At 43.8% G+C, this 20,012-nt stretch carries 32 protein-coding genes; 28 read left to right on the top strand and 4 right to left on the bottom strand.

The annotated features are described in order from the left end of the window. From DK430_RS13285 to DK430_RS08435, 4 genes are all read right to left on the bottom strand, one after another. Complete coding sequence (locus tag DK430_RS13285) at window positions 1–648, bottom strand: toxin-antitoxin system YwqK family antitoxin (RefSeq protein ID WP_204352533.1); 648 nt, start codon at window positions 646–648, stop codon at window positions 1–3. Between the two features lie 117 nt (window positions 649–765). Continuing rightward, window positions 766–1,419, bottom strand: coding sequence for a toxin-antitoxin system YwqK family antitoxin (locus DK430_RS13280; RefSeq protein ID WP_204352532.1), 654 nt, complete (start codon window positions 1,417–1,419; stop codon window positions 766–768). A gap of 261 nt (window positions 1,420–1,680) precedes the next feature. Then, a complete protein-coding gene (gene dusA / locus DK430_RS08440; protein WP_109078625.1) occupies window positions 1,681–2,664 on the bottom strand; it encodes a tRNA dihydrouridine(20/20a) synthase DusA in 984 nt (327 codons plus the stop codon). A 2-nt stretch (window positions 2,665–2,666) separates the two neighbouring features. Continuing rightward, complete coding sequence (locus DK430_RS08435) at window positions 2,667–4,058, bottom strand: chloride channel protein (protein WP_109078624.1); 1,392 nt, start codon at window positions 4,056–4,058, stop codon at window positions 2,667–2,669. A gap of 245 nt (window positions 4,059–4,303) precedes the next feature. Between DK430_RS08435 and DK430_RS08430 the strand changes: the two genes are divergently transcribed. The 28 genes from DK430_RS08430 (at window position 4,304) to rpsM (ending at window position 20,003) form a co-directional block, all read left to right on the top strand. Further along, window positions 4,304–5,308, top strand: a complete 1,005-nt coding sequence (locus DK430_RS08430; RefSeq protein WP_109078623.1) for an ornithine carbamoyltransferase — start codon at window positions 4,304–4,306, stop codon at window positions 5,306–5,308. 10 nt (window positions 5,309–5,318) lie between these two features. Further along, on the top strand, window positions 5,319–6,251 hold the full coding sequence (arcC, locus tag DK430_RS08425) for a carbamate kinase (protein ID WP_109078622.1): 933 nt from the start codon (window positions 5,319–5,321) through the stop codon (window positions 6,249–6,251). 128 nt (window positions 6,252–6,379) lie between these two features. Then, a complete protein-coding gene (locus DK430_RS08420) occupies window positions 6,380–7,909 on the top strand; it encodes a YfcC family protein (RefSeq protein WP_109078621.1) in 1,530 nt (509 codons plus the stop codon). A 94-nt stretch (window positions 7,910–8,003) separates the two neighbouring features. Further along, window positions 8,004–8,471, top strand: a complete 468-nt coding sequence (locus tag DK430_RS08415) for an Lrp/AsnC family transcriptional regulator (protein WP_109078620.1) — start codon at window positions 8,004–8,006, stop codon at window positions 8,469–8,471. A 312-nt stretch (window positions 8,472–8,783) separates the two neighbouring features. Then, complete coding sequence (gene rpsJ / locus DK430_RS08410) at window positions 8,784–9,095, top strand: 30S ribosomal protein S10 (protein ID WP_001181005.1); 312 nt, start codon at window positions 8,784–8,786, stop codon at window positions 9,093–9,095. A gap of 16 nt (window positions 9,096–9,111) precedes the next feature. Then, window positions 9,112–9,738: a 50S ribosomal protein L3 gene (gene rplC, locus DK430_RS08405; protein WP_005545484.1), complete on the top strand. Its 627-nt coding sequence runs from the start codon at window positions 9,112–9,114 to the stop codon at window positions 9,736–9,738. 15 nt (window positions 9,739–9,753) lie between these two features. After that, window positions 9,754–10,356, top strand: a complete 603-nt coding sequence (rplD, locus tag DK430_RS08400) for a 50S ribosomal protein L4 (RefSeq protein ID WP_109078619.1) — start codon at window positions 9,754–9,756, stop codon at window positions 10,354–10,356. Next, the gene (rplW, locus tag DK430_RS08395) at window positions 10,353–10,655 is read left to right on the top strand and encodes a 50S ribosomal protein L23 (protein WP_109078618.1); all 303 of its coding nucleotides are present in this window, start codon (window positions 10,353–10,355) and stop codon (window positions 10,653–10,655) included. Before rplD ends, rplW begins: the two co-directional genes overlap by 4 nt. Before the next feature lie 20 nt (window positions 10,656–10,675). Then, window positions 10,676–11,497, top strand: a complete 822-nt coding sequence (gene rplB / locus DK430_RS08390) for a 50S ribosomal protein L2 (protein WP_109078617.1) — start codon at window positions 10,676–10,678, stop codon at window positions 11,495–11,497. Between the two features lie 24 nt (window positions 11,498–11,521). After that, the gene (gene rpsS / locus DK430_RS08385; RefSeq protein WP_005539416.1) at window positions 11,522–11,797 is read left to right on the top strand and encodes a 30S ribosomal protein S19; all 276 of its coding nucleotides are present in this window, start codon (window positions 11,522–11,524) and stop codon (window positions 11,795–11,797) included. 10 nt (window positions 11,798–11,807) lie between these two features. Continuing rightward, on the top strand, window positions 11,808–12,140 hold the full coding sequence (gene rplV / locus DK430_RS08380; RefSeq protein WP_005539363.1) for a 50S ribosomal protein L22: 333 nt from the start codon (window positions 11,808–11,810) through the stop codon (window positions 12,138–12,140). Between the two features lie 16 nt (window positions 12,141–12,156). Beyond that, window positions 12,157–12,864, top strand: a complete 708-nt coding sequence (rpsC, locus tag DK430_RS08375; protein ID WP_005715746.1) for a 30S ribosomal protein S3 — start codon at window positions 12,157–12,159, stop codon at window positions 12,862–12,864. 13 nt (window positions 12,865–12,877) lie between these two features. Further along, entirely contained in the window at window positions 12,878–13,288 is a 411-nt protein-coding gene (rplP, locus tag DK430_RS08370) for a 50S ribosomal protein L16 (RefSeq protein ID WP_005539359.1), read from the top strand. Next, the gene (rpmC, locus tag DK430_RS08365; RefSeq protein WP_005539356.1) at window positions 13,288–13,479 is read left to right on the top strand and encodes a 50S ribosomal protein L29; all 192 of its coding nucleotides are present in this window, start codon (window positions 13,288–13,290) and stop codon (window positions 13,477–13,479) included. The genes rplP and rpmC overlap by 1 nt, the downstream gene beginning before the upstream one ends. Continuing rightward, complete coding sequence (gene rpsQ, locus DK430_RS08360; protein WP_005539352.1) at window positions 13,479–13,736, top strand: 30S ribosomal protein S17; 258 nt, start codon at window positions 13,479–13,481, stop codon at window positions 13,734–13,736. Before rpmC ends, rpsQ begins: the two co-directional genes overlap by 1 nt. A 253-nt stretch (window positions 13,737–13,989) precedes the next feature. Next, entirely contained in the window at window positions 13,990–14,361 is a 372-nt protein-coding gene (gene rplN, locus DK430_RS08355) for a 50S ribosomal protein L14 (protein ID WP_005548786.1), read from the top strand. A gap of 10 nt (window positions 14,362–14,371) precedes the next feature. After that, the gene (rplX, locus tag DK430_RS08350) at window positions 14,372–14,683 is read left to right on the top strand and encodes a 50S ribosomal protein L24 (RefSeq protein WP_005548785.1); all 312 of its coding nucleotides are present in this window, start codon (window positions 14,372–14,374) and stop codon (window positions 14,681–14,683) included. 17 nt (window positions 14,684–14,700) lie between these two features. Continuing rightward, window positions 14,701–15,240 carry a 50S ribosomal protein L5 gene (rplE, locus tag DK430_RS08345; protein ID WP_005548784.1) on the top strand — a complete coding sequence of 180 codons (540 nt, stop codon included), beginning with the start codon at window positions 14,701–14,703 and terminating at the stop codon, window positions 15,238–15,240. A gap of 12 nt (window positions 15,241–15,252) precedes the next feature. Then, the gene (gene rpsN, locus DK430_RS08340; RefSeq protein ID WP_109078616.1) at window positions 15,253–15,558 is read left to right on the top strand and encodes a 30S ribosomal protein S14; all 306 of its coding nucleotides are present in this window, start codon (window positions 15,253–15,255) and stop codon (window positions 15,556–15,558) included. Between the two features lie 36 nt (window positions 15,559–15,594). After that, a complete protein-coding gene (gene rpsH, locus DK430_RS08335; protein WP_109078615.1) occupies window positions 15,595–15,987 on the top strand; it encodes a 30S ribosomal protein S8 in 393 nt (130 codons plus the stop codon). Window positions 15,988–16,002: 15 nt separating this feature from the next. Further along, window positions 16,003–16,536 (top strand): 50S ribosomal protein L6, encoded by a 534-nt coding sequence (rplF, locus tag DK430_RS08330; RefSeq protein WP_005715756.1) that lies wholly within the window; start codon window positions 16,003–16,005, stop codon window positions 16,534–16,536. A gap of 13 nt (window positions 16,537–16,549) precedes the next feature. Continuing rightward, a complete protein-coding gene (rplR, locus tag DK430_RS08325; RefSeq protein WP_109078614.1) occupies window positions 16,550–16,903 on the top strand; it encodes a 50S ribosomal protein L18 in 354 nt (117 codons plus the stop codon). A 15-nt stretch (window positions 16,904–16,918) separates the two neighbouring features. Beyond that, window positions 16,919–17,419 carry a 30S ribosomal protein S5 gene (gene rpsE, locus DK430_RS08320; RefSeq protein WP_109078613.1) on the top strand — a complete coding sequence of 167 codons (501 nt, stop codon included), beginning with the start codon at window positions 16,919–16,921 and terminating at the stop codon, window positions 17,417–17,419. Window positions 17,420–17,425: 6 nt separating this feature from the next. Continuing rightward, window positions 17,426–17,605, top strand: coding sequence for a 50S ribosomal protein L30 (gene rpmD, locus DK430_RS08315; RefSeq protein ID WP_005543631.1), 180 nt, complete (start codon window positions 17,426–17,428; stop codon window positions 17,603–17,605). A 3-nt stretch (window positions 17,606–17,608) separates the two neighbouring features. Beyond that, window positions 17,609–18,043 (top strand): 50S ribosomal protein L15, encoded by a 435-nt coding sequence (gene rplO, locus DK430_RS08310; RefSeq protein WP_109078612.1) that lies wholly within the window; start codon window positions 17,609–17,611, stop codon window positions 18,041–18,043. A 3-nt stretch (window positions 18,044–18,046) separates the two neighbouring features. Next, window positions 18,047–19,372 carry a preprotein translocase subunit SecY gene (gene secY / locus DK430_RS08305; protein WP_109078611.1) on the top strand — a complete coding sequence of 442 codons (1,326 nt, stop codon included), beginning with the start codon at window positions 18,047–18,049 and terminating at the stop codon, window positions 19,370–19,372. A 23-nt stretch (window positions 19,373–19,395) separates the two neighbouring features. Beyond that, complete coding sequence (gene rpmJ, locus DK430_RS08300; RefSeq protein ID WP_005548767.1) at window positions 19,396–19,509, top strand: 50S ribosomal protein L36; 114 nt, start codon at window positions 19,396–19,398, stop codon at window positions 19,507–19,509. 137 nt (window positions 19,510–19,646) lie between these two features. After that, window positions 19,647–20,003, top strand: a complete 357-nt coding sequence (rpsM, locus tag DK430_RS08295; RefSeq protein WP_109078610.1) for a 30S ribosomal protein S13 — start codon at window positions 19,647–19,649, stop codon at window positions 20,001–20,003. Window positions 20,004–20,012: the final 9 nt, after the last annotated feature.

Here is a 20,012-nt window from a genome sequence, read left to right as displayed (position 1 = left end):
TTATTTAACCAACTTACCGTTTTCCCACTCTTGCGTGCGATAGACTTCATCTTCGCCTTTGTTATTGGTGCGGTAGAATTCTTCTTTGCCATGTTTCACATTGCCATCCATTTCTTGCATATGAATGATGTGGCCATGTTTATGTTCCCAAACTTTGAACAATTTACCGTTTTCATCATATACACGATCTAAACCGTGTTCCAAATCATTTTGGTATTGGATGTCGCCTTTCAAAGTGCCATCTTCTCTATAAAAAACCATCTTGCCGTGTTTTTGCCCCTCGTTGTTATATTGCATAATCGCTAGCGGTTTACCGCTAGGTGAGTAACGCACATATTCTCCCACAGTAGCACCTTTTGGTGTTTGCGTAATAACAGATTCTAAAATAGTGTGTGCCGCATCATAGTAACGGTAACAGCGTTCATTACCATTTTTTAGCACTTCACACCGCGTTAGCGGAGGCGGTGGCGTGTATTGGGAAGAAGAACCGCCGGAATAGCTTCCGGATGAACAATTTGGGTTGTAACCATATCCACATAATGCAGGGTCATTCTGTAATGCACCTTTTGTTACATCATAAGTTGGATCGGCAGCATAACCACTCTCGGCAAGCATTGTTAACGAAATTAACCACCATTTTTTCATCATTTTGTTCCTTTTAAGTGAGAAAAATAAATCCGACAAAAACTATCAGAATCTATGCCGAAATGCACTGAAAATTCCCCGGATGGCGCGCGTTTCCTAACGCGTGCCGGCTAAAGGCGTTTATTTAACCAACTTACCGTTTTCCCACTCTTGCGTGCGATAGACTTCATCTTCGCCTTTGTTATTGGTGCGGTAGAATTCTTCTTTACCGTGTTTAATTTTGCCGTCCATTTCTTGCGAGTGAATCAGATGACCCTGATTGTATTCCCAAACTTTGAACAATTTACCGTCTTCATCATACTCGTGGGATAAGCCGTGTTCCAAATCATTTTGGTATTGGATGTCGCCTTTTGGTTTGCCGTTTTTCCAGTAGTGAACGATTGTGCCGTGTTTTAACCCCTTATCGTTATAACGCATAATATTTTTAAGTCTGCCATTATCATAATAATTCAAGTATTCACCAATAACGACGTTATTAGGATCTAGGGTCATGACAGATTTTAAGCTCGTACGGGTCACATCATAGTAATGGGCGCAACGTTGGTATCCATTGCCTAGAGCTTCACACTGAATACTATCTACGCGTGGTGGTGGCGTGTATTGGGAAGAGGAACCGCGGGAATAGCTCCCTGATGAACAATTTGGGTTGTAACCATATCCACATAATGCAGGGTTATTTTGTAGCGCACCTTTTGTTGCATCATAAGTTGGATCAGCAGCATAACCACTCCCGACAAGCATTGTTAATGAAACTAACCACCATTTTTTCATCATTTTGTTCCTTTATTAAGTGAGAAAAATAAATCCGACAAAAACTATCAGAATCTATGCCGAAATGCACTGAAAATTCTTTTTACTGGCGCAAACGCCCGTGCTTATGCTTGTTTTTTGTTCAAATATTGAAATATTCAGATAGCGCAAGCGTCCTCGCTTGTGCTTGTTCCGGTAGGATGGGCTTGCCAGCCCACCGTATAAATGTGCATGGTGGGTTAGCCAATCCACTCCACAAAAAACACATCAAAAACCGACCGCACTTTATTCTTCCACAAACCCAAGCGCGGTTTCCACCACTTCAACGCCTGCGCCGGCTTTGTAGGCATTTTCGCTTAAATACCGCCGCCATTGGCGTGCGCCTTTGCACTGTTGGAATGCGCCGAGCATGTGACGCACGATGTGGTTGAGATACACGCCTTGGCTGAGTTGGTTTTCAATGTATGGGAACATTTTTTCCACTGCTTGGCGCGGGGTGACAATCGGCGCATCGGCATCAAATAGTGCCTGATCGATATAGCCGAGCAACGACGGATTATGATAAGCCTCGCGCCCCACCATCACACCGTCCACCTGTTGCAAATGCCGTTGCATTTCTTCAAGGGTTTTAATGCCGCCGTTAATACTGATGAGCAAATGCGGAAAATCCCGTTTCAGTTGATAAACCCGTTCGTAATCCAACGGCGGGATTTCGCGATTTTGCTTCGGGCTTAAACCGGACAACCAGGCTTTGCGGGCGTGCACGATAAATTCTTGACAGCCTGCTTGTTGCACTTTTTGAATGAAATCGCAAAGAAAATCATAACTGTCGAGATCATCAATGCCGATGCGGGTTTTCACCGTAACGGGAATCTGCACCGCTTGTTGCATTTGCTGCACGCATTCGGCGACCAGCTCTGCTTTCGCCATTAAACAAGCGCCGAACATGCCGTTTTGCACGCGATCCGACGGGCAGCCCACGTTCAAGTTGATTTCTTGGTAGCCCCGTTGTTCCGCCAGTCGGGCGCAATGTTGCAGTTGCGCGGGGTCGCTTCCGCCCAGTTGCAATGCCACGGGGGGGGCCGCCAAATCAAAATCCAAGTGATCGTATTTGGCATGAATGATGGCTTGTGTCGTCACCATTTCCGTGTAAAGCAGGGCGTGGCGGGAAAATTGGCGGTGGAAATAGCGACAGTGGCGCGTGGTCCAGTCCAGCATAGGCGCCACGGCGAAGCGTCCGCGATAAAAGTGCGGTTGATTTTGGGGCATTTTTACGGTTTTTCCTTCATGTCTTTTTGCATTTCTTCTTGAATCCGATGGCGGAAACGCCCCGCCGCAAAGTGATAAAACGGCTTCGGATTAAATTGGCGTGAAATAATGGAGGAAATCAGGCAGCAAATCAATAGCCAAATCAACACGGGCTGGCAGCCGGTCATTTCCATTACGATGACGCTGGCGGTCACCGGCGATTGGGTGGCGCCCGCCAAAAACGCTGCCATGCACAACAGCACCAACAGGCGTTGGTCGATTAAGCCGTCGGTGAGCGTCGCCACTTGTACGCCAAGCCCGGCGCCGATGGTTAAGGACGGCGTGAAAATCCCGCCGGCAATGCCCGTCCAGTAAGTGCCTACGGTGGCGAACAGTTTCATCACGCCGATGTCCCCTTGTAAGGGTTGTCCGTCGAGGGCTTGGGTCACCACATGATAGCCTGTGCCGTAGGTTTGCCTGTGAGTGTATGTACCAAGTGCGGTCAAAATTAAACCCAAAATAAAGGCGGTATAAATGGGGTGATTGCGTACCCAGCCACGGCATAAATTCGGTAACACGCCGCTCACGCCTTTTGCCAACAGGCGCGCGAAAATGCCGCCGAAGACGCCGCTTACCACGCCGCACAATAAGACCCATAAATACAAATAAGGAATGTCGGTCACGCCGTGGTATTTAGGAAAATACGGGTTGTTGCCGTCGATGGCGACCAAAATAAAACCGGCGGCAAGCACGCCCAACAGCACTCGCCGTTCCCAGCGTAATAATACGCCGCGCCCCAATTCTTCAATGGCAAAGATGACGCCTGCCAGGGGCGCGTTAAAGGCAGCAGCAAGACCACCGGCGGCGCCTGTTGCCATCAATTCGTTGGCGCTTAAACCCTGAAATGCGATGCCGTATTTTCGGCACAAATTGCCCCACCATAACATCACGGCCGCCCCGACTTGCACGGAGGGACCTTCCCGCCCGACGGACGCGCCGATGAGCATTGCCAGAAAGGTTAGCGGGATTTTCCACAAGGTTTGTGCAAATGCCACTAAACGTGTTTTGTCGCCGTTATGAGGCAAACTGAGCGAAGCGATCACCTGCGGAATGCCGCTGCCGCCCACATAAGGCGTATATTTCAGTACGAACCACGCCAGTGCGGCTAGCCCGCAGGGCATGACAAACCAAGCAGCGAGAGGATATTGCTGCGTCCACTGCGCATTCCATTCCAAACCCAAATCCGCCAGTTTGGCAAAACCTAAGGAGAAAAGGGAAACTAAGGCGGCGCCGATCATGAGGCAGGAAAATTCGACGGTTTTGTGGGAAATGCGGTGGCTCTGGCGCAATTTCTTGTGTAAAACGTACCGCACTTTTGACGCAAAGTGGCGTAATGAGGTGATGAAAGCGTTCATTTTTATCGTGAAATTTTAAGGTATTGTGGTGTTTTATGAGCAATTTCTCTGTAAAACCGAATTTTATACCAATAAAAATCCCTTTGTTAGACATAAGTTCAAAATCTTTACACTGAGGCGAAAAATTCGCAATTATATTTCCCGTGACTTCTCTTAGAATACAATCATTCGCAATCCGCTGTTGGTCGTATGTCGAATACCCCATTTGTTGTTAGTCAATCCATCATATAAATAAGGAGATTATTATGGCTTTCAATCTTAAAAACAGACACTTATTAAGCTTGGTAAATCACTCAGAACGTGAAATCAAATATTTGTTGGATTTGTCCCGAGACTTAAAAAGAGCGAAATATGCCGGCACCGAACAACAAAAATTAAAAGGGAAAAACATTGCGTTAATTTTTGAAAAAACCTCCACCCGTACCCGTTGTGCCTTTGAAGTCGCCGCCTACGACCAGGGCGCCAACGTCACTTATATCGATCCGAATTCCTCCCAAATCGGGCACAAAGAAAGTATGAAAGACACTGCCCGCGTGTTGGGCAGAATGTACGATGCCATTGAATATCGCGGCTTCAAACAAGAAATTGTGGACGAGTTGGCGGCTTATGCCGGCGTGCCGGTGTTCAACGGTTTAACCGACGAATTCCACCCGACCCAAATGTTGGCGGATGTGCTCACTATGATTGAAAACTGCGACAAACCGTTAAGCGAAATCAGCTATGTGTATATCGGCGACGCGCGTAACAATATGGGTAACTCCTTACTCTTAATCGGGGCAAAACTGGGGATGGATGTGCGCATTTGCGGACCGAAAGCCTTATTGCCGGATGCCGAGTTGGTGGAAATGTGCGAAGGGTTTGCAAAACAAAGCGGCGCCCGTATTACCGTCACCGATGACATAGACAAAGCGGTAAAAGACGTGGATTTTGTGCACACCGACGTGTGGGTTTCCATGGGCGAACCGTTGGAAAGCTGGGGCGAGCGCATTAAATTATTGCTACCGTATCAAGTCACCCCGGCATTGATGAAACGCACCGGTAATCCGCGTGTGAAATTTATGCACTGTTTACCGGCATTCCACAACAGCGAAACTAAAGTGGGTCGTCAAATTGCGGAAAAATACCCTGAATTGGCAAACGGCATTGAAGTGACCGAAGATGTATTTGAATCGCCGATGAATGTGGCGTTTGAACAAGCGGAAAACCGGATGCACACCATCAAAGCCGTGCTTTATTCCAGCCTAATCTAAGAGGTGGCGTATGAGAATTGTCATTGCATTGGGCGGTAATGCGCTGTTGCGGCGCGGTGAACCGTTGACCGCCGAAAACCAGCGATTGAACGTGCGTATCGCTTGCGAACAAATCGCCAAGATTTATCCGAATAACGAATTGGTGATTGCCCACGGTAACGGTCCGCAAGTGGGCTTGCTTGCACTGCAAGGCGCGGCGTATAAAGATGTGCCGACGTATCCGCTGGATGTGCTGGGCGCGGAATCAGTGGGGATGATTGGTTACATGATTCAACAAGAATTGGGTAATTTGGTGCCGTTTGAAGTTCCGTTTGCCACCTTGCTTTCACAAGTGGAAGTGGATATTAACGACCCGGCATTCAAGAACCCGACCAAACCGATTGGCCCGGTGTATTCCAAAGAAGAAGCGGAGCGTTTGGCGAAAGAGAAAAATTGGACTATTGCGCAGGACGGCGATAAATATCGTCGTGTAGTGCCAAGCCCGTTACCGAAACGGATTTTTGAAATTCGTCCGGTGAAATGGTTGTTGGAAAAGGGAAGCATCGTGATTTGCGCCGGTGGCGGCGGGATTCCGACTTATTATGATGAGCAACATAATCTGCAAGGCGTGGAAGCCGTTATCGACAAAGATTTGTGTTCGGCATTGTTGGCGGAAAATCTGGAGGCGGATTTATTCATTATCGCCACTGATGTGTCTGCCGCCTTTGTGGATTGGGGCAAACCGACGCAAAAAGCCATTGCGTTGGCACCGCCTGATGAAATCGAAAAACTCGGTTTTGCCGCCGGTTCTATGGGACCGAAAGTGCAAGCTGCGGCGAATTTTGCCCGCCATACAGGAAAAGATGCAGTCATCGGATCACTTTCCGACATTGTTGATATTGTGAAAGGTAAAGCCGGCACCCGTATTACCAACAAGGTGACTGAAATTTCCTACTACTCATAAGGATGGACATAATAACAAAAGCGCTTTGAGAAATTCAGCGGTTCAAAGTAAAATGCGCGGTTGGCATAACTGCTTGAAAGTTATGCCAACTTGCCAAACAAAACTGTTGTATTGACGAGGAGTCTGTTATGGAAGCGTCTACTCAAAAAAAGACCTTTAATTTCCCATCGGCATTCACGATTTTATTCTTTATTCTCATTCTTGCCGTGGGACTCACCTGGGTTATTCCTTCCGGTTCATATTCTAAATTGACTTACAATATGACCGACAAAATGTTCGTAGTGAAAACCTATGGCGAACAAGATAAAGCCTATCCCGCCACCGAAGAAACATTAAATAACCTTAATATAAAAATCAAACTTTCCAATTTCACCGAAGGTGTCATTAAGAAACCGATTGCCATTCCGGGCACTTATCAACGTATTGAACAACACTATAAAGGCATCAAAGATATTCCTATAAGCATGGTGGAAGGAACCATTGAAGCCGTTGACGTGATGGTCTTTATTTTCGTGCTGGGCGGTATGATCGGCGTGATTAACAAAACGGGCTCCTTTAACGCCGGCCTGATGGCATTGGCGCGGCGTACCAAAGGCAACGAATTCATGATCGTGTTCAGTGTCTCCGTTTTGATGGTGCTGGGTGGAACCACTTGCGGTATCGAAGAAGAAGCCGTGGCGTTTTATCCTATCCTTGTACCGGTCTTTTTAGCCTTGGGCTATGATGCAATCGTTTGCGTCGGTGCAATCTTCTTGGCAGCTTCCATGGGGACGGCATTTTCCACCATTAACCCGTTTTCCGTGGTAATTGCCTCTAACGCCGCCGGTATTCAATTTACCGAAGGTATCGGCTTCCGCACCCTCGGCTTAGTGTTGGGGTCTATTTGCGTGATTTCTTATCTCTATTGGTATTGTAAGAAAATTAAAGCCGATCCGAGTTTTTCATATACTTATGAAGATAGAGAAGAGTTTCGTCATCGTTATATGAAGAATTTTGATCCGAATGTCGTGGTGGAATTTACCTTAAGAAGAAAACTCATCTTGATTTTATTCTGTATCGCTTTCCCAATGATGATTTGGGGCGTGATGGCAGGCGGCTGGTGGTTCCCGCAAATGGCGGCGTCTTTCTTATCTATCACCATTATCATCATGTTTATCAGTGGATTAAAAGAGAAAGAGATCGTGGAATCCTTCACCGATGGCGCATCCGAATTGGTGGGCGTATCGCTCATTATCGGCTTGGCGCGCGGGGTTAACTTGGTGCTGGAACAAGGTATGATTTCCGATACCATTTTGGATTACATGTCCAACCTCGTCAGCGGTATGCCGGGTAGCGTCTTTATTCTCGGTCAGCTCGTGGTCTTTGTCTTCCTAGGACTCATCGTGCCGTCTTCCTCCGGCTTAGCGGTACTTTCCATGCCGATTATGGCACCGCTTGCCGACGCCGTAGGCATCCCGCGCGACATCGTGGTTTCCGCTTATAACTGGGGGCAATATGCCATGTTGTTCCTGGCGCCGACCGGCTTGGTATTGGTGACGTTACAAATGTTGCATATTCCGTTTAATAAATGGGTGAAGTTTGTTATGCCGATGATAGGCTGCCTGTTGGTCATCGGCGCGGTATTACTGGTCGTTCAGGTTTCGTTGTATAGCGTTTAGACGGGATAATGAAAAGACCGCCCGTATTACAGATTTTTGCGGGTGGTCTTGTTATAATCTGTCGGTCTTTTTTCTTTTTTATAAAGGATTTTCTATGCGAAAGAAACCGTTTGATAACATTGATACGCGCATTCTTAAGGCATTGCAACGCAACGGAAGATTGCAAAATAACGAGCTTGCCAAAGAAGTCGGGCTATCCAATTCTGCTTGCCTACGACGGGTGAATCAGTTGGAAGAAAGTGGTGTTATTGATGGTTACGCAGCATTATTGGCACCCAAAAAACTGAATTGTAATTTGCTGGTGTATGTGCAGGGCACGTTTTTTGAAGAGGACCCGGAGATAAAAGAGCGGTTCATTTTTGAAGTGAAATTAATTCCGCAAATTACCGAATGTCATTTGATGGCGGGTAGCTATGATTTCATTTTAAAAATGTGGGTCTCCGATTTGGAAGAATTTAATGCCATTAAAACCAAATATCTCACTAAAGAAATCGGGATTAAAACGTTAAAATCCGAGGTGTCGCTGAAAATCGTCAAATCAACCACCGAGTTGCCGTTGTGATTTTGTTGTCTCTCTTAAAAGTGCGGTCGTTTTAAAAAACGTTTTTTAAAACGACCGCACTTTCTCTATGTAAAGATTAAGAAAACGCTTGCAGAGCCGGGGCACTTTTAGTAAAATTTGCGGGCTTTAATTATAGAAGCCGTTTAGTGTAATCATTTATTAAACGGGTATTACGATAGGTAATACTAACAATGTCCCCGATTTGGGGACTATATAACAGGTAGCTTGCACCTCCTTTTCTTGTTTTTTTGATGTAAGAATTGTGATGGTGTTAGTTTTTTTATTAGCTAAATTTATTGGAGCTCTGGTCTCATGCAGAACCAAAGAATCCGTATCCGTCTTAAAGCGTTTGATCATCGTTTGATCGATCAATCCACGGCGGAGATCGTTGAAACAGCTAAACGTACCGGTGCACAAGTGCGTGGTCCGATTCCTTTACCAACTCGTAAAGAGCGTTTCACAGTATTGATTTCTCCACACGTAAACAAAGATGCGCGTGACCAATATGAAATCCGTACTCACAAACGTTTAGTTGATATTGTCGAGCCAACAGAAAAAACTGTTGATGCATTAATGCGTTTAGACTTGGCTGCCGGCGTTGACGTGCAGATCAGCCTAGGTTAATTAAGAGGTTACTACAATGATTGGTTTAGTCGGTCGTAAAGTCGGTATGACCCGTATCTTCAATGAAGACGGCGTGTCAGTACCGGTTACCGTTATCGAAATCGAAGCCAACCGCGTAACTCAAGTTAAAACTCTTGAAAACGATGGCTACACTGCAGTTCAAGTTACAACCGGTTCTAAAAAAGCGAGCCGTGTGACTAAGCCTGAAGCTGGTCATTTCGTGAAAGCCGGTGTTGAAGCCGGTCGCGGTTTATGGGAATTTCGTACTGAAGGTGAAGAATTCACTTTAGGTCAAGAAATTAACGTTGACATCTTTGCAGATGTTAAAAAAGTCGATGTTACCGGTACATCTAAAGGTAAAGGTTTCCAAGGCGGTGTTAAGCGTTGGAACTTCCGTACTCAAGATGCTACCCACGGTAACTCTTTATCACATCGTGTTCTTGGTTCCATTGGTCAAAACCAAACTCCGGGCCGTGTGTTTAAAGGTAAAAAAATGGCAGGACACTTAGGTAATGAACGTGTAACCGTTCAATCACTTGAAGTTGTTCGTGTAGATGCTGAGCGTAAATTACTATTAGTGAAAGGTGCCGTTCCAGGTGCTACCGGTAGTGATGTTATCGTTAAGCCGGCAGTTAAAGCATAGGTCTGGGAGATAGAGATGGAATTACAAGTTGTAGGTGCTAACGCACTCACTGTTTCTGAAACTACCTTCGGCCGTGAGTTTAACGAAGCGTTGATTCACCAAGTTGTTGTTGCTTATGCAGCAGGTGCCCGTCAAGGTTCTCGTGCACAAAAAACTCGTGCTGAAGTGTCCGGTTCAGGTAAAAAACCTTGGCGTCAAAAAGGTACAGGTCGTGCTCGTTCCGGTGATATTAAATCACCAATCTGGCGTTCCGGTGGTGTTACTTTCGCAGCAAAACCACAAGATCACAGTCAAAAAGTGAACAAGAAAATGTACCGTGGTGCAATCAAGAGCATCCTTTCCGAGCTTGTTCGTCAAGATCGTTTGGTTGTTGTTGAGAAATTTGAAATTGATGCGCCAAAAACCAAAGTATTAGTTCAAAAATTAAAAGAATTAGCACTTGAAGATGTGTTAATCATCACAGCAAGCTTAGATGAAAATCTATTTTTGGCAGCGCGTAACTTATACAAAGTAGATGTTCGTGATGCTCAAGGTATCGATCCTGTAAGTTTGATCGCTTTCGATAAAGTGGTTGTGACTGTGGATGCTGTGAAGCAAATTGAGGAGATGTTAGCATGAGTCAAGAACGTTTGCTAAAAGTGCTTAAAGCACCACATGTCTCTGAGAAAGCAACAAATAACGCTGAGAAGTCAAACACTATCGTTTTCAAAGTAGCTTTAGATGCAAATAAAGTAGAAATTGCTAATGCAGTAGAGCAACTATTTGAAGTGAAAGTAGATTCTGTTCGTACCGTTGTGGTGAAAGGTAAAACTAAACGCCGTGGTGCTAAGATCGGACGTCGCAGTGACTGGAAAAAAGCTTATGTTACTCTTCAAGAAGGCCAATCTTTGGACTTCGTTGAAGGTGCGACAGAGTAATTACGGAGGAGTAGAAGATAATGGCTATCGTTAAATGTAAGCCGACCTCCGCTGGTCGTCGTCATGTTGTTAAAGTTGTTAACCCTGAATTGCATAAAGGCAAACCTTTTGCTGCACTTTTAGATACTAAATCTAAAACCGGTGGTCGTAACAACTATGGTCGTATTACTACTCGTCACATCGGTGGCGGTCATAAACAACACTATCGTTTAATTGATTTTAAACGTAATAAATTAGACATTCCTGGTGTTGTTGAGCGTTTAGAATACGATCCGAATCGTTCTGCAAATATCGCTTTAGTGCTTTATAAAGACGGTGAGCGTCGTTATATTTTAGCACCTAAAGGTTTGGCTGCAGGTGATCAAATCCAAGCGGGTGCGCATGCGCCAATTAAAGTTGGTAACGCATTACCAATGCGCAACATTCCGGTTGGTTCTACCGTACATAATGTTGAATTAAAACCGGGTAAAGGCGGTCAAATCGCCCGTTCTGCAGGTAGCTATGTACAGATCATCGCCCGTGAAGGTAACTATGTGACTTTGCGTCTTCGTTCCGGCGAAATGCGTAAAGTACTAGCTGAGTGCTCCGCAACCATCGGTGAAGTCGGTAACTCAGAACACATGCTTCGCGTATTGGGTAAAGCAGGTGCCAGTCGCTGGAGAGGCATTCGCCCTACAGTTCGCGGTACTGCAATGAACCCGGTAGATCACCCGCACGGTGGTGGTGAAGGTCGTAACTTTGGTAAACACCCGGTCACACCTTGGGGCGTTCAAACCAAAGGTAAGAAAACTCGCCATAACAAACGTACCGATAAATATATCGTACGTCGTCGTGGTAAATAATTTAAATTAATAAGAGGATAAGCCATGCCACGTTCTCTCAAGAAAGGTCCTTTCCTTGACCTACACTTGTTGAAGAAGGTAGAGAAGGCGGTGGAAAGCGGGGATAAAAAACCAATTAAAACCTGGTCCCGTCGTTCAATGATCATTCCATCAATGATCGGATTGACCATCGCAGTCCATAATGGTCGTCAGCATGTTCCTGTTTATGTTTCTGATGAAATGATCGGTCATAAATTAGGCGAATTTGCACCGACTCGTACTTACCGCGGTCACGCTGCGGATAAGAAAGCTAAGAAGTAAGGGGTAAAAGATGGAAACTATTGCAAAACATCGTTACGCTCGCACTTCAGCGCAAAAAGCTCGCTTAGTTGCGGATTTAATCCGTGGTAAGAAAGTTGCTCAAGCATTAGAAATTCTTACTTACACTAACAAAAAAGCATCCGCTTTAGTGAAGAAAGTTCTTGAGTCAGCGATTGCTAATGCCGAGCACAATGACGGTGCAGATATCGATGATCTTAAAGTTGCGAAGATTTTCGTAGATGAAGGTCCAAGCATGAAACGTGTTATGCCACGTGCTAAAGGTCGTGCAGATCGTATTTTAAAACGTACAAGCCACATCACTGTGGTTGTGTCAGATCGTTAATCGTAGAGGAATAACAATGGGTCAAAAAGTACATCCACATGGTATTCGCCTAGGTATTGTAAAACCTTGGAGCTCTACTTGGTTTGCGAATACACAAGACTTCGCCGATAATCTTGAAGGCGATTTCAAAGTACGTCAATTCTTAAATAAAGAATTAGCGAATGCTTCCGTTTCACGCATTACTATTGAGCGTCCTGCGAAAAGTATTCGTGTTACTATTCACACAGCTCGCCCGGGTATCGTAATCGGTAAAAAAGGCGAAGATGTTGAGAAATTGCGTAACGCAGTGGCAAAAATTGCCGGCGTTCCAGCACAAATCAATATTGCTGAAGTGAAAAAACCTGAATTAGATGCGAAATTAGTTGCAGATAGCATCGCTTCCCAATTAGAACGTCGTGTAATGTTCCGTCGTGCTATGAAGAAAGCGGTACAAAATGCAATGCGTTTAGGCGCTAAAGGTATCAAAGTTGAAGTTAGCGGTCGTTTAGGCGGTGCAGAAATTGCCCGTTCTGAATGGTATCGTGAAGGTCGTGTACCTCTACATACATTACGTGCGGACATCGACTATAACACTGCTGAAGCTCATACAACATACGGCGTAATTGGCGTTAAAGTATGGATCTTCAAAGGTGAGATTCTTGGTGGAATGGCTGCGTTGGCGCAACCGGAACAACAACCTGCCGACAAGCCTAAAAAGGCTCCGCGCGGTAAAGGTCGTAAGTAAGGAGAATCGCTAAATGTTGCAACCAAAACGTACAAAATTCCGTAAAGTTCACAAAGGCCGTAACCGTGGTATCGCGGGCGGTACAGAAGTTAGCTTCGGTACTTTCGGTTTAAAAGCAGTTGGTCGTGGCCGTTTAACTGCGCGTCAAATTGAAGCCGCTCGTCGTGCTATGACTCGTGCAGTAAAACGTCAAGGTAAAATCTGGATTCGTGTATTCCCAGATAAACCAATTACTGAAAAACCATTAGAAGTTCGTATGGGTAAAGGTAAAGGTAACGTTGAGTACTGGGTAGCCTTAATCCAGCCGGGTAAAGTTCTCTATGAAATGGATGGTGTGTCTGAAGAGATCGCAAGAGAAGCATTTGCATTAGCAGCTGCTAAATTGCCGGTTAAGACCACTTTCGTAACTAAGACGGTGATGTAATGAAAGCTCAAGAACTACGTACAAAAAGTGTTGAAGAGCTGAATGCTGAATTGGTTAACTTGTTAGGTGAGCAATTCAAGTTGCGTATGCAAGCAGCCACCGGTCAGCTTCAACAAACCCATCAGTTAAAACAAGTGCGTCGTAGTATTGCACAAATTAAAACTGTTCTAACCGAAAAGGCGGGTGAGTAATGACTGATAAAATTCGTAGCGTGCAAGGTCGTGTAGTGAGCGACAAGATGGAGAAATCTTTCGTTGTTGCTATTGAACGCAAGGTTAAACACCCACTTTATGGTAAGTTTATCCGTCGCACAACTAAACTACATGTGCACGATGAAAATAACGAAGCTAAATTAGGTGATTTAGTAGAAGTTCGCGAATGTCGTCCGATTTCTAAAACTAAGTCATGGACTTTAGTTCGTGTTGTTGAGAAAGCAGTAATTGCTTAATTAACGTTAAATAAAAGCCAATGATTTTGTGTCATTGGCTTTTTTATTTCTATATGATTCTTCTGAAAAACATTTAAAATTTTGACCGCACTTTCCTCTTAGTATGGTTAGAACCAATGACTTTGATAAAAGATCATAAGTTATTTAAAAGCTTATTGCTTTCGCTGTGTTTTTTATGCTAGAATCCGCACCCTATCCGCTATGGGTAGGTTCGTCCCGCAAGGGTGGTTTTTTAATTTAACGGAGCACTAATATGATCCAAGAACAGACTATGCTGGATGTTGCTGATAACTCAGGGGCTCGCAGCGTAATGTGTATCAAGGTTCTAGGTGGATCGCACCGTCGTTATGCTGCTATTGGCGACATCATCAAAATTACCGTAAAAGAAGCAATTCCGCGCGGTAAAGTGAAAAAAGGTGATGTGTTAAAAGCGGTTGTTGTGCGCACCAAGAAGGGTGTTCGTCGCCCAGATGGGTCAGTTATTCGTTTCGATGGTAATGCCTGTGTAATTTTAAATAATAACACCGAGCAACCAATCGGTACTCGTATTTTTGGACCGGTGACTCGTGAACTTCGTTCTGAGAAATTCATGAAGATCATTTCCTTGGCTCCAGAAGTACTGTAAGGAGAATGTAATGGCTGCAAAAATCCGTCAAAATGATGAAGTAATTGTGCTTACCGGCAAAAGCAAAGGTAAGCGTGGCAAGGTAACTAAAGTGTTATCTAACGGTAAAGTGATTGTTGAAGGTGTAAATATTATTACTAAACATGAAAAACCGGTACCTGCATTAGGTAAAGAAGGTGGTTTAGTTAAGAAAGAAGCGGCGATTGATGTATCAAACGTTGCAATTTTCAATCCGACAACAAATAAAGCTGACCGAGTAGGTTTTAGATTCGAAGACGGCAAAAAAGTACGTTTCTTCAAATCTAACAATGAAATTATTTAATAAACTGGAGTAATGCGATGGCGAAACTGCATGATTACTACAGAGATCAAGTAGTAAATGAATTGAAAACGAAATTCAACTACTCATCTGTCATGCAAGTCCCACGAATCGAAAAGATAACCCTAAATATGGGTGTGGGTGAAGCATTGACCGATAAGAAATTGCTAGATAACGCGGTAGCGGATCTCGCAGCAATTAGCGGTCAAAAACCTTTGATTACGAAAGCCCGTAAATCTGTTGCTGGCTTTAAAATCCGTCAGGGATATCCAATCGGTTGTAAAGTAACACTACGTGGTGAGCGTATGTGGGAGTTCTTAGAACGTTTAATTACAATTGCTGTTCCACGTATTCGTGACTTCCGCGGTTTAAGCGCGAAATCATTTGATGGTCGTGGAAATTACAGTATGGGTGTGCGTGAGCAAATCATCTTCCCTGAAATCGACTACGATAAAGTAGATCGTGTGCGTGGTTTAGATATTACTATTACCACCACAGCTAAGAATGATGAAGAAGGTCGAGCACTATTGGCTGCCTTTAATTTCCCATTCCGTAAGTAAGGCAGGTTACAAATGGCTAAACAATCAATGAAAGCACGCGATGTAAAACGCGTGAAATTGGCTGAAAAGTTCTACGCTCAACGTGTAGAATTGAAAAAAATTATTTCTGACGTTAATGCCTCTGACGAAGACCGTTGGAATGCCGTGTTGAAGTTGCAAACTTTACCACGTGATTCTAGTCCTAGTCGTCAACGTAACCGCTGTCGTCAAACCGGACGTCCTCACGGCGTTCTTCGTAAGTTTGGTTTAAGCCGTATTAAGGTTCGTGAAGCCGCTATGCGCGGTGAGATCCCGGGTCTTAAGAAAGCAAGTTGGTAATGTGCCACTTTAATTTGGAATCGGAGTAAAAGCACAATGAGTATGCAAGATCCTATCGCAGATATGTTGACCCGTATTCGTAACGGTCAAGCTGCGAATAAAGTTGCGATCAGTATGCCTTCATCCAAGCTAAAAGTTGCAATTGCCAATGTATTAGCTAACGAAGGTTATATCGAAAGCGTTAAAGTAGTTGAAGGTGTAAAACCTGAATTGGAAATCACATTAAAGTATTTCCAAGGTAAACCAGTTGTAGAAAGCATCCAGCGTGTAAGTCGCCCTGGTCTTCGTATTTATAAACGTAAAGACGAATTACCGAAAGTAATGGGTGGTTTAGGTATCGCTGTAGTATCTACATCTAAAGGTGTAATGACTGACCGTGCAGCTCGTCAAGCGGGTTTAGGCGGTGAGATCATTTGTTATGTAGCTTAATGGAGAGGTAGGAAAATGTCTCGTGTTGCAAAAGCACCTGTTAGTATTCCTGCCGGTGTTGAGGTAAAACTTAACGGACAGTTACTAACAATTAAAGGTAAAAATGGTGAGTTGTCACGCTCTATTCATCATTCAGTAGAAGTTAAACATGAAAATAATGAATTAACATTCTCCCCACGCGAAGGTATTGAAGGCGGTAATGCGCAATCTGGTACTGCTAGAGCATTAGTTAATTCTATGGTTATTGGTGTTACTGAAGGATTTACAAGAAAACTACAATTAGTAGGTGTAGGTTATAGAGCTCAAATTAAAGGAAATGCTGTTGCTTTAAGTCTTGGATTTTCTCACCCTGTTGAGCATGTTTTACCTGCGGGGATTACTGCTGAATGTCCATCTCAAACAGAAATTGTTTTGAAAGGTTCGGATAAACAGTTAATCGGTCAAGTTGCTGCAGATATTCGTGCTTATCGTCGTCCTGAGCCGTATAAAGGTAAAGGGGTACGTTACGCTGATGAAGTGGTGCGTATTAAAGAAGCTAAGAAGAAATAATTAAGGTAACACTATGGATAAGAAATCAGCTCGTATCCGTCGTGCGGCTCGTGCGCGTCATATGATGAGAGAGCAAGGTGTAACTCGTTTAGTTGTTCACCGTACTCCGCGTCATATTTACGCTCAGGTTATCGCACCAAACGGTTCAGAAGTGCTTGCTGCTGCTTCTACTGTTGAGAAAGCAATTAGTGAGCAAGTAAAATATACCGGAAATAAAGATGCTGCCGCAGTTGTAGGTAAAGTTGTGGCGGAAAGAGCGTTAGCAAAAGGCGTTAAAGACGTAGCTTTTGATCGTTCCGGTTTTAAATATCATGGCCGTATCCAATCGCTAGCGGATGCTGCTCGTGAAGCTGGTCTACAGTTCTAATTGAGGTAATTTGAGATGTCAAACATCGAAAAACAAGCTGGTGAACTGCAAGAGAAGCTAATTGCGGTAAACCGCGTATCTAAAACTGTAAAGGGTGGTCGTATTATGAGCTTTACTGCGTTAACCGTAGTAGGCGATGGTAATGGTCGTGTTGGTTTTGGGTATGGCAAAGCGCGTGAAGTTCCTGCAGCTATTCAAAAAGCAATGGAAAAAGCACGTCGTAATATGATCAATGTAACTTTAACCGAAGGTACATTACAGCATCCTATTAAAGGTGTTCATACAGGTTCACGTGTGTTTATGCAACCTGCCAGTGAAGGTACCGGTATTATTGCCGGTGGTGCAATGCGTGCTGTATTGGAAGTGGCTGGCGTACGTAATGTATTGTCAAAAGCTTATGGTTCAACTAATCCAATCAATGTTGTTCGTGCAACTATTGATGCTTTAGCAAAAATGAAGTCACCAGAAATGGTTGCTGCTAAACGTGGTAAATCAGTTGATGAAATTTTGGGGTAATTAATAATGGCTAAAACTATTAAAGTAACGCAAGTTCGTAGTTCTATTGCTCGTTTACCGAAGCATAAAGCTACACTACGTGGTCTTGGTCTTCGCCATATGCACCATACTGTTGAGTTAATTGATACTCCGGCAGTACGTGGAATGATTAACCAGGTTTCATATATGGTTAAAGTGGAGGAGTAATAGATGCGTTTAAATACTCTATCTCCGGCTGAGGGTGCTAAGCATAGTGCTAAACGTCTAGGTCGTGGTATTGGTTCAGGTCTAGGAAAAACTGGTGGACGTGGTCATAAAGGTCAAAAATCTCGTACTGGTGGCGGTGTTCGTCGCGGGTTTGAAGGTGGTCAAATGCCACTATACCGTCGTTTGCCTAAATTCGGTTTTACTTCAATGAAATCTGCAGTTACGGCAGAAGTTCGTTTAGATGATCTGAATAAAATTGAAAATGGTATTGTTACTTTAGAAACATTGAAAGCCGCCAATATTTTAACTAAGGACATTCAGTTCGCTAAAGTTATTTTAGCTGGTGAAGTGAAGTCTAAATTAGTTATTCGTGGTTTGCGTGTTACTAAGGGTGCTAGAGCAGCTATTGAGGCTGTTGGCGGTTCAATCGAGGAATAATTAATGGCTAAACAACCAGGCTATCAAACAAGAAGTACTCAAGGCGGTACAAGTGAACTAAAGAGCAGACTGCTGTTTGTTCTGGGGGCGCTTATTGTTTTCCGTATTGGTTCATTCATTCCGGTTCCTGGTATAGATGCAGCTGTATTGGCCCAATTGATTGAGCAACAAAAAGGCACCATTATTGATATGTTTAATATGTTCTCTGGTGGTGCGCTGAGCCGTGCTTCTATTTTTGCGTTGGGAATTATGCCATATATCTCGGCATCAATTATTATCCAATTGTTAGCATCGGTTCATCCTGCGCTAGCAGAATTAAGAAAAGAGGGTGAGTCTGGTCGTCGTAAAATTAGTAAATATACACGTTATTCAACAGTTGTACTTGCTACTTTACAGGCGGTGGGTATTTCAACGGGCTTGCCTAATATGTTACCTGGATTAGTCCCTAACTTAGGGTTTGGGTTTTACTTTACTGCTGTAATTAGCTTGGTCACAGGAACGATGTTCCTAATGTGGTTAGGTGAGCAAATTACAGAGCGCGGTATTGGTAACGGGATTTCTTTAATTATTTTTGCTGGTATTGTAGCTGGATTACCGGCTGCAATTGGTCAAACAATTGAGCAAGCTCGTCTTGGTCAAATGCATTTTCTCGTTCTTCTATTAATTGCTGTAATTGTCTTAGCAGTTACTTACTTTGTGGTCTTTGTAGAAAGAGGACAGAGAAGAATTAAAGTTGAATATGCTAAACGTCAACAAGGTAGACAAATTTTGGGGGGGCACTCGACTCATCTTCCATTAAAAGTGAATATGGCGGGCGTTATCCCAGCAATTTTTGCATCAAGTATAATTCTTTTTCCTGCAACATTAACTCAATGGTTTGGGCAGGGTTCCAGTCTGGAATGGTTAACTGATTTGTCAATGTTATTACATCCTGGGCAGCCTCTATACTTAGTTGTCTATGCTACCGCAATTATTTTCTTTAGCTTTTTCTATACTGCTATGCAATATAATCCTAGAGATACGGCAGATAACTTGAAAAAATCAGGTGCATTTATACCTGGAATTAGACCAGGGGAACAAACATCTAGATATATCGATAAGATTATGACCAGACTTACGCTTATTGGTGGTCTTTATGTCACATTCGTATGTTTAGTTCCTTATATCATGACTTCAGCATGGAATGTACAGTTTTATTTTGGTGGTACCTCCTTATTGATCGTTGTGGTGGTAATTATGGATTTCATCGTTCAGATTCAAAGTCATTTGATGTCTACAAGATATGAATCTGCGCTGAAAAAAGCAAACCTTAAAGGTTTTGGACAATAGTCCAATTAATAAAAGGATAAGCAATGAAAGTTCGTGCTTCCGTTAAGAAATTATGTCGTAACTGTAAAATTGTTAAACGTGAAGGGGTTGTTCGTGTACTTTGTAGCGACCCTAAGCATAAACAACGTCAAGGTTAATTGATATTTTTCTTGCAAAGAACAAGTTGGGTAGATATACTACTCAGCTCATTTATTTCCTTGGCACTCTGTTTGAGTATCCTGAAAACGGGCTTTTCAAGATCAGAGTGTCAACTAATCAAAAATAGGAGTGCATAGTGGCCCGTATTGCAGGCATTAACATTCCTGATCATAAACACGCTGTAATCGCTTTAACTGCAATTTACGGTATTGGTAAGACCCGCTCAAAAACTATTTGTGCAGCAGCAGGTATTGCCGAAGATGTTAAGATCAGCGAATTGTCTGAAGAGCAGATTGACAAACTGCGTGACGAAGTTGGTAAATTTACCGTTGAAGGGGATTTACGTCGTGAAGTAACACTCAACATTAAACGCCTATTAGATTTAGGTTGTTATCGTGGTTTACGTCATCGTCGTAGTCTACCTGTACGTGGTCAACGTACTAAAACTAATGCGCGTACCCGTAAGGGTCCTCGTAAGCCGATCAAAAAATAATCGGGGTAA

This window comes from Aggregatibacter kilianii (genome assembly GCF_003129965.1).
In the GTDB taxonomy this organism is placed as follows: domain Bacteria; phylum Pseudomonadota; class Gammaproteobacteria; order Enterobacterales; family Pasteurellaceae; genus Aggregatibacter; species Aggregatibacter kilianii_A.
This window is presented reverse-complemented; position numbering and strand designations above follow the sequence as displayed.